The 9250-nt window shown below is 40.0% G+C and carries 4 protein-coding genes; all 4 read right to left on the reverse strand.

What is annotated here, in order from left to right; translation table 11 throughout:
* The coding region (locus HMPREF9957_RS11920) for a hypothetical protein (protein ID WP_004269631.1) at nt 1-997 on the reverse strand (997 nt) is incomplete at its 3' end.
* A gap of 70 nt (nt 998-1067) precedes the next feature.
* Nucleotides 1068-1514, reverse strand: coding sequence for a hypothetical protein (locus HMPREF9957_RS11925; RefSeq protein ID WP_004269630.1), 447 nt, complete (start codon nt 1512-1514; stop codon nt 1068-1070).
* Nucleotides 1496-5836, reverse strand: a complete 4341-nt coding sequence (locus tag HMPREF9957_RS11930; protein ID WP_004242830.1) for a hypothetical protein — start codon at nt 5834-5836, stop codon at nt 1496-1498. Before HMPREF9957_RS11930 ends, HMPREF9957_RS11925 begins: the two co-directional genes overlap by 19 nt.
* On the reverse strand, nt 5808-9215 hold the full coding sequence (locus HMPREF9957_RS11935) for an Ig-like domain-containing protein (RefSeq protein WP_218015576.1): 3408 nt from the start codon (nt 9213-9215) through the stop codon (nt 5808-5810). Before HMPREF9957_RS11935 ends, HMPREF9957_RS11930 begins: the two co-directional genes overlap by 29 nt.
* Nucleotides 9216-9250: the final 35 nt, after the last annotated feature.

The following is a 9250-nucleotide window of genomic DNA, read 5'->3' on the forward strand; positions in this document are numbered from 1 at the left end:
TCGTGTCTTCACTACTTCCGTCAGTGTAAGTAATCGTAACTGGAATATCTTGGGTGCTTCCTGCAGTTAAGCTTGGTAATTGTTCTTTTGAAGTCACGGAGTGAATGTTCGATGACGCATAGTCTTTCTCTTCCGTTCCTACTGTGACTCCCACAACTCCCGTCTTCGTATGAAGGTCTTCGCCACTCAAGGTGTCTGTTGGTTTCTTGATGATGTCTGTCTTACGAACAGTATGCGCTTGTTTGCTGTAGGCTGCACTGTTTGTGCTATTTTCTAGATCGCCTTCTCCAACTTTTGCTGTGACGGTGACGCTATCGCCTACTTTGTCCGCTGGAACTTCAATCGAACCGCCTGTAACCTTCACGCCTGGATGGTTACCCTCTACAGTCCAAGTGCCATTGTCCCCTTTCTTGACAACAACTGGTCCGCCTTCTGTCAACGGAATCTCGATGCGATCGCCTCCATTTGTCGTATCTGGAGTCACTTTCAAGTTACCGTTTTGCCATTGTTCTACGGTTGGGGCTGTTGGCGCGGCTTTCGTTACTTTCAACTTAACAGTCGTGTCTTCACTACTTCCGTCAGTGTAAGTAATCGTAACTGGAATATCTTGGGTGCTTCCTGCAGTTAAGCTTGGTAATTGTTCTTTTGAAGTCACGGAGTGAATGTTCGATGACGCAAAGTCTTTCTCTTCCGTTCCTACTGTGACTCCCACAACTCCCGTCTTCGTATGAAGGTCTTCGCCACTCAAGGTGTCTGTTGGTTTCTTGATGATGTCTGTCTTACGAACAGTATGCGCTTGTTTGCTGTAGGCTGCACTGTTTGAGCTATTTTCTAGATCGCCTTCTCCAACTTTTGCTGTGACGGTGACGCTATCGCCTACTTTGTCCGCTGGAACTTCAATCGAACCGCCTGTAACCTTCACGCCTGGATGGTTACCCTCTACAGTCCAAGTGCCATTGTCCCCTTTCTTGACAACAACTGGTCCGCCTTCTGTCAACGGAATCTCGATGCGATCGCTCCATTTGTCGTATCTGGAGTCACTTTCAAGTTACCGTTTTGCCATTGTTCTACGGTTGGGCTGTTGGCGCGGCTTTCGTTACTTTCAACTTAACAGTCGTGTCTTCACTACTTCCGTCAGTGTAAGTAATCGTAACTGGAATATCTTGGGTGCTTCCTGCAGTTAAGCTTGGTAATTGTTCTTTTGAAGTCACGGAGTGAATGTTCGATGACGCATAGTCTTTCTCTTCCGTTCCTACTGTGACTCCCACAACTCCCGTCTTCGTATGAAGGTCTTCGCCACTCAAGGTGTCTGTTGGTTTCTTGATGATGTCTGTCTTACGAACAGTATGCGCTTGTTTGCTGTAGGCTGCACTGTTTGTGCTATTTTCTAGATCGCCTTCTCCAACTTTTGCTGTGACGGTGACGCTATCGCCTACTTTGTCCGCTGGAACTTCAATCGAACCGCCTGTAACCTTCACGCCTGGATGGTTACCCTCTACAGTCCAAGTGTCCATTGTCCCCTTTCTTGACAACAACTGGTCCGCCTTCTGTCTAACGGAATCTCGATGCGATCGCCTCCATTTGTCGTATCTGGAGTCACTTTCAAGTTACCGTTTTGCCATTGTTCTACGGTTGGGGCTGTTGGCGCGGCTTTCGTTACTTTCAACTTAACAGTCGTGTCTCCACTACTTCCGTCAGTGTAAGTAATCGTAACTGGAATATCTTGGGTGCTTCCTGCAGTTAAGCTTGGTAATTGTTCTTTTGAAGTCACGGAGTGAATGTTCGATGACGCATAGTCTTTCTCTTCCGTTCCTACTGTGACTCCCACAACTCCCGTCTTCGTATGAAGGTCTTCGCCACTCAAGGTGTCTGTTGGTTTCTTGATGATGTCTGTCTTACGAACAGTATGCGCTTGTTTGCTGTAGGCTGCACTGTTTGTGCTATTTTCTAGATCGCCTTCTCCAACTTTTGCTGTTACGGTGACGCTATCGCCTACTTTGTCCGCTGGAACTTCAATCGAACCGCCTGTAACCTTAACATCTGGATGGTTACCCTCTACAGTCCAAGTGCCATTGTCCCCTTTCTTGACAACAACTGGTCCGCCTTCTGTCAACGGAATCTCGATGCGATCGCCTCCATTTGTCGTATCTGGAGTCACTTTCAAGTTACCGTTTTGCCATTGTTCTACGGTTGGGGCGCTTGGAGTTGCTTCTTTAACAGCTACGTATACTTTAACCGCAGTGCCTTCTTTATCTTGGCTATCTACCGCTGCGAGAGTTACTTCGTATAATCCAGCTGGAGTTGCTCCTGTTGCTGTAGGTAATCCAGATACAACCTTAACATTTCCTGTTCCGTATGGTTTTTCACTTTCAGTAGCACGTCCATCTTCTGCATCTGTTACTGTCACTAATTCTTTTAACAAGTCGGCTGTCAACCTTGTTCCAGAATCATAGACTTTTCTATGAGTTGCATCTTTTCCTGTGTCACCTTTTACTTTGATAGTAGGTGCTGTATTCGTAACACTAGCGACTTTCCAGTTTCCAGCAGCCGTTGGATCTTGTCCTGCTTCTGGTTGATATTCTACACGCAAACCTAGTCCTTTGCCGTAGGTTGCTGTATTATCTCCGCTAGCAGCTTCTTCTCTAATGTGAAGTTTCTTGCCGTTACTTTCTTCATTAAGAGGAATAGTAATAATACTTTCTGCTGGATTAGTCTTGCTTGCGCTAGAACTAATTCTTCCGACATATCCAGAAGCATCTGTCACCGTTGTATTATCAGCACGAGTTGCATCTGTGTGCCAAGTACCATCTGCGCCACGTACAAGAGTGATACTATTTGCTTTATCCCCAGTTTCTTGATTGTTATGGAATCGTAATTCAACTCGTTTAGCATCATGTGGTACCGTTATATTAATATGCTTGCTACCAGCAATTGTAGGTGATACAGAGTAAGCACCCATTGTGACTTCTTTTTCATCACTTGTAGTTGAAACTGTTCCACCTGTGACTGTATTCTCCACTGTAATCGCTGGCGGTGTTGTAGTTTCTCCATTCTTAGCAACTGATTGACGAAGTTTTACAGTAGCAGGAATCGTAGCCGTCCAAGTTCCATCATTATTGATGGTTACTCCGCCATTATTTTCACTAGATAGTACAGTACTATTCTCATCATTCAAATGAACTTTGACTACTTTATTAGGAGCATCAAATCCACCTAATGTACCACTTAATGTACGACTAGTTGAAGTCACTGTTGCTGTATCAAAGGTTGGTTTTTGAGGAGTAACTTGTACATCATTACTATTTGCAGATGATAAGTCATATGCAGTATTTCCACTACCACCCGCAACTTTAACAACCGCATGAACCTTTTCTCCAAGAGTTAGATTAGACGTATAATTAGCAGTATCGAAACGAACTGAACCTGCTCCTTGAGTTACCTCATCGCGACTTAACTCTTTAGAAGCAACTTTATTACCTCCTTGGTACAATTCCACCGTTACCCTAGCATTTTCCTCTAACTGATTAGAGGTCGGAATATTACTAACGGTAACCGCTGGTCTAGTAGCTCCTTTACCATGGAAAGCGTCCGTAGCAATTGTAGGCGCTTGCGGTTTGACCGTTACATTCACGGGAATGTTTTGGTCGCTATAATTGTGAGTATTATCCCCACGTTTACTTTCAACATTACTTCCATACCAAACGTTGACATTTTCGTTTCGTTTACCGATTTTATTTTCAGGAGTGTAGTTGCCATTTCTATACCAACCAATGAAAGTTCCGTCTGGATTTGGTACATTCGGATCACTTAACTTGACAGAGTTTCTCGCAGTAAGCCTACTAAATTCTGTACCGACCGTTGTCTCGATAGAGTTTTTTCCAGTTTCATAATTTGCTTCATTTCCATAAGTCTTGAATGTAACTGGCTTCTTAACAGTTCCAGCTCCATGCGGATAGGTCACAACGATTGTTTTAGTCGTTACTCCTGCAGTCGTACTTCTTTCCGCAGGTGTTCCACCTTCAAATTCAACACGAGTTCCTTCTGGTTTTGTTCCTCCTTCAAACGCTATATAGTAATCTGGAGTTACAGGATTAAAGCTACCTCCACCTGGAACCAATCTTGACGTCAATGGTTGACCAACAATCTCATCGTACTCTGTTACTTCTTTATTATTAACCTTACGATAAGTTACTCCTGGATATACCGTCACCGGAACATCTACTTCTGTCGAAGTATAACCATTCGCACTAACCATCACAGTTTTAGTCGTATTCCCCACTGCCGCTGTTGTTGGTTTGTTGCCATCTTTCCATGCTGCAGTTAAAGTAACCCCTTTAGGCATTTCCACAAAGTTACTTGGAGTGTCTACATTGTCGATTGTTCCGTCTTTAATCGCATAAATCGGCTTAGCTTTCACAGCAGCTATAGAGATTATTTTCTCAGCTTTATTCCCATTCTTATCTAGGACTCTTACTGTAACATCATGTTTAGCGGCTGAGGCTAGCGTTCCTTTGATTGATTTTGTAGCTTTGTCGTAAGTTAGACCATTTGGCAAGTTTGTAACTTTGATATTTCCTTCGTCTACACCTACTCCATTTCCATCTGATAGAGTCAGAGGAATGTTAAGTTGTTTTCCAACTCCTATAAGCGTAGAATTAGCACCAATAACTGGCACTTTTTTGTCCCCAGCCTTAGCATTTTGACTTTCTACATTACTTGCGATATTTTGAGCAAGAACCTTAGCGTCAACGCTAGTCAAATCCTTAACCACAGAGTCTTTAAGAGTCAATTCGCCCGTATTTGAAATACTAATACCATCTTTTTTACCCTGTGTGATGGTCCATTGATTATTAGTTCCCTTAGTAGCAACTACAGTCGTTCTAGCTTGTTCTGTTTCAGCTACATTACCATTATCTTGCAAACGTCTCGTTGGATTTGGAGTATAAGTCACTTCTAAGCGATTAACATTGGTTTGATTAACGTTAGTAATTGTCACATCACCATTTTCCAGAGGATTTACAGTTGGTTTTTGTGGTTTGACTTCTACCGTTATGGTTTTTTCTTCAGAAGTCTTGCCTTGACTATCTACCGCTTTATATTTGACTGTGTAGCTACCTGGAGTTTGACTAGTAATACTCTTAGTTTGTGAATTGCCATTTACTGACACAACATCCACATGTACTTTCGTACCACGAGTAAGATCCTTGTCATCTTCTGTATCATGAACTGTAACAAATTTCTTCAATTCAGACTCTGTTAGAGTGGAACCATAATCAACAACTTTCTTATCACCTTGAGGACCGGTAATTGTTGGTGCTTGGTTTGTGACAGAAATCGCTTTCCAATCTGTCGCACTAGAGTAACTACCTTCAAATATATTTGCTATGGCCTGAGCGTTTCCTTGATTATTAGGAGTAGACTCTTTAATCGCTTCGTTCATATCTACCGTAATAGTATCTATGAAATTATCAGTTTCGTAACTTCTTACTACACCATAATTGCTTTGTTTAGATACCCATGGTCCGGTAACAGTTTCACGTTTTAATCCTAGCTCATGCTCTGCACCTGTTTTATTGTCAATATATTTTACATAAGCTATTCCTGCATCATGAGGTGTTTTTATAACTATAGTCTTCGCTCCAGCGTATAGACTATTACCCCCTTGTTCTGATGGTTGAATGGTTGTTGCTCCTAATGAAACTGGTACGTCCTTAGTATCACTTTCTACACCATCTACAATTTGTTTTACTCTAACAGTATCACCTTGTACAAGTTGTCTTTGGTTTAATTGGTTACTCTTCAATCCTTTAGGAAGTGTTACTCTCCCAAGTTCCATCTCTTCCTACAGTCACTTCATTAAGCTCTGTTCCAGATACATTTACTTTAACTTTTGCATTTGGAAGTCCTGTACCTGTCAACTCTCTGTCTGTTGAAGATACTGTTGGAATTCGAATATTTCCTTTTGGTTGAATGGTTGTTTTGACTGTTGGTTGTTCCGGCTTAACATTGACTTTAACATCAATTATCTTAAATGGTCGTTTTTGTGTCGCATCAGGCTGATTTTGCCCTGTTTGAGATACTGGTAACGTTACTCTTACTTTATAAGTTCTTACTCCCGGTGTATTTGTATCTGGAGTGCCTACCCACTCATAAGTCGTTCCGTCTGGTAAGTTGGCTGAACCAGTTACCTTAGTTACTGAATCTTTGGCATTTTGTTCTGTTAAAGTAGCACCTTTTTCAACAGTAACTTTCGTAGGATTTGCTTCAATATCAAATACCTTATGAGTCAATGTGCCTGTATGTTCTAATTTTTCAGTTGCTTGTGGACTGTTAGTAAATCGACCGTAGTTGTATTTACCACCAAACTTGTATGTTGTTTCCCCTAACGGATCAGAGGCAAGCATACCTTTAAGCTCTGAAGCATTTTTTTCTTGTTCAGAACCACGTTTAGCAACCCATACCATTCCTCCTGGAAGATTGCCTGTGTTCACATAATAGCCAGATTCATTATCAGATCGTGCTACGTTTTTAAAGTCATAAACCGTATGCGCTATTGGAAACGTTGGTAATACGCGGTAACTCAAAGTCACTGGAGCAAGTCTTGTTCCATCTGCTAGTACAACTGTAGCCTGAGCTTGCTTATTGCTATCTGTTTTAGCACTTGTATCTACAGCAACGTCAACTCTAGCATTTCTCGGAACATCAATCACATCATTTCCATCACGTAATTGAACCAAACTACGTTTAAGCTCATCTGATACAGTTTCGCCTTGTACTAAATTGATAGTTGCTCTAGCTTGAACAGTATAGTTTACTTTAAGAGTATGATCTCTTGTAACTCTTGCCCCTGCCGCATCTGTTGTTGTATACGTTAAATTGTACGTTCCTTGTTTTAAGGCTTTACCTTTTGTTAAATCAACAGATTGTCCATCTTTCGTAACTGTTACATCTAAGTTTTCTTTAGCACTATTTCCAACTGTTTTATTATTGTCATCTTCTGCATCTGTTACATTAACAAGTGTTTTTAACTTATCTTTTGTCAAAGTACCATCTGAGATATAAGTAGTATTTTGATTTGCTACTGAAATGGCTGGATTTGTATTTGTAGCTGGCGCTGCTACAGCCCATCCTCCATCATCAGTTGGATTTGCTGGATTATTGCTACCATTAACATAATGAGCACGAACTTGTATAGTAGTGCCATCATTAATTCTAAATGGAATATTTTCTTTTCTATTCGAATCCTTAATATGAAGAGTAAATACTTTTTCAGAGATATTATCCCCACTAGACACTGTTAAATCAGTAGTTCCAACTTTAGCATCTATTATTTTCCAATTTCCGTCAACTAATTTAACATCATATTGAACAGTATCACTTCCATTTTTTATTTGTAGATAAAATAATGCAGTATCGTGAGGTAATTTAACAGAAATATCTCGTCCTGCCTTAACAGGTGTAGCTACAGAGATTGCTCTTCCCATTTGAACATCCACAGTCTTCGCTACTGATTCAATATTATTAACAACCTGTTTCACAGATATAGGATTAGAAGCTTTTACAGTCGAATCTTTATCATTTTGTGTTAATTTTTCATTCGACGCTAAATTATATTTCCATTTACCATTATTTTCAACAGTAACTTCCCTAACTGTAGTCCCATCTTGTAATGTAATTTTAACTGTTGCTCCAGGATGACCTGTACCTGAAATACTACGTTCTGTGGAAACTAAAGTACCTTTATATTTCTCTTCTGTAGTTATCGTTGGTGCTTCTGGTCTAACATTTACTGAAACATTTACAATTTTAGATGAACGAAAGGCTGCATTGTTTCCCGTTTCAGAGGAAGGTAACGTAACTTTAACTCGATAATTTTGTACACCTGCTGTATTTGGAGTAACCGTTTGATTTCTTCCATTAGTATCAACCCATTCATAAGTTGTACCTTCTGGTAAATCTAATGCACCATTTACTTTTGTTACAGCAGCTTTTGCATCTTGTTCTGATAAAGTAGTTCCTTTCTCCACAGTCACTTTTGTACTATTAGGTTCAATATCATATGTTCGAACATTAAATTTAACTTCTTTTTTATTTCCACTATCAACATTACCATCAGCAGAATCGGATACTTTTAGCGTTATCGGACGTTCACCAAGACTTGCTGTATTTGAAATATTACCTCGAACTGTATACGAACCTTGCGAATTCACAGTTTTTCCATTTTGCTTAATAGTATAGTTACTACTTGCATTAGCATTATCATTGAACCAAACACCTTGTGGTAATCCACCATCATTCTTATAACTAATATTAACTCTACCAGTTGCAGCATTATCATAGTATTTCAATGGCAACTCTAGTGAAGAACCACGGAAAACATGAACTGTCTTATTACTTGCATTATCTGTTAATGTTGTACCATTTAGCGTAACTGTTGGAGCTACATTATCCGGATTCTTAGCTACCCCTGTTGCAGAAGCTTCATCACTATTCAAATAAGTTGCTTTTGCTATTACTGTGGATTCATCTTTTACAGTAGGTTCTGCAATCGATACAATCCCGTTAGATGAATTAACCTTTACTCCATTTGGTAACGTATCAAGTGTTCCCCATGTAGTTCCTGACTTTTTAACCGTTATTGTAGTATCAGAATTTTGATTATTAGGTCTATAAGATACTACCAATTTATCTGTAGTTCCATTTGGTGTAACGGAAACCGAACCATCTGTAGGAGTTGATACTGTCGGCGTTGTTGGAGCAATTTCTTTTCTAATATTTTTGAAAAGTACATCTACATAATCTACAGAATCATCTTGATTATTTGTACTGGAATTATTTTCATTATCATAGTAGGTAACCTTAACTTGTTTTTTCACCCAAACAGGCGTTGTCTCCGTGATAGTTGGAACATTTCCTACTACCTGGCCATTCGTATTTACTTTTTGATATTGTTTACGAATTGCTTCTTTTAATTTTTCTAAGTTCTCTTTTGAAATTTTTCCACCTGGTAAAACATCGATATCATCTGGCACTGTAAACAACTCTGTTTTACGATTATCAAGTGTTAATTCGATTACTCTCTTACCTGTTGATAAACTTGAGCCGTCTACCCATTGAACTTGCTTTACAGCCTGTTCTTTAATTTTATCACTCGTACGAGGGAAGTATGAAATTCGATCCTTATAGAATGAATTTCCAGGATTTGGAGTTCCCATATCATTTTCATCTGGAGTTTTAAATCCATCAATTT

Origin of the sequence: Streptococcus mitis SK1080, from assembly GCF_000220085.1 — a bacterium.
GTDB lineage: Bacteria > Bacillota > Bacilli > Lactobacillales > Streptococcaceae > Streptococcus > Streptococcus mitis_K.

What these genes read in the sequence shown, in the direction of transcription:
- HMPREF9957_RS11925 (WP_004269630.1), bottom strand. Translation starts at nt 1,514, where the DNA reads ATGGACACTTGGACTGTAGAGGGTAACCATCCAGGCGTGAAGGTTACA.
- HMPREF9957_RS11930 (WP_004242830.1), bottom strand. Translation starts at nt 5,836, where the DNA reads ATGGAACTTGGGAGAGTAACACTTCCTAAAGGATTGAAGAGTAACCAA.
- HMPREF9957_RS11935 (WP_218015576.1), bottom strand. Translation starts at nt 9,215, where the DNA reads ATGGGAACTCCAAATCCTGGAAATTCATTCTATAAGGATCGAATTTCA.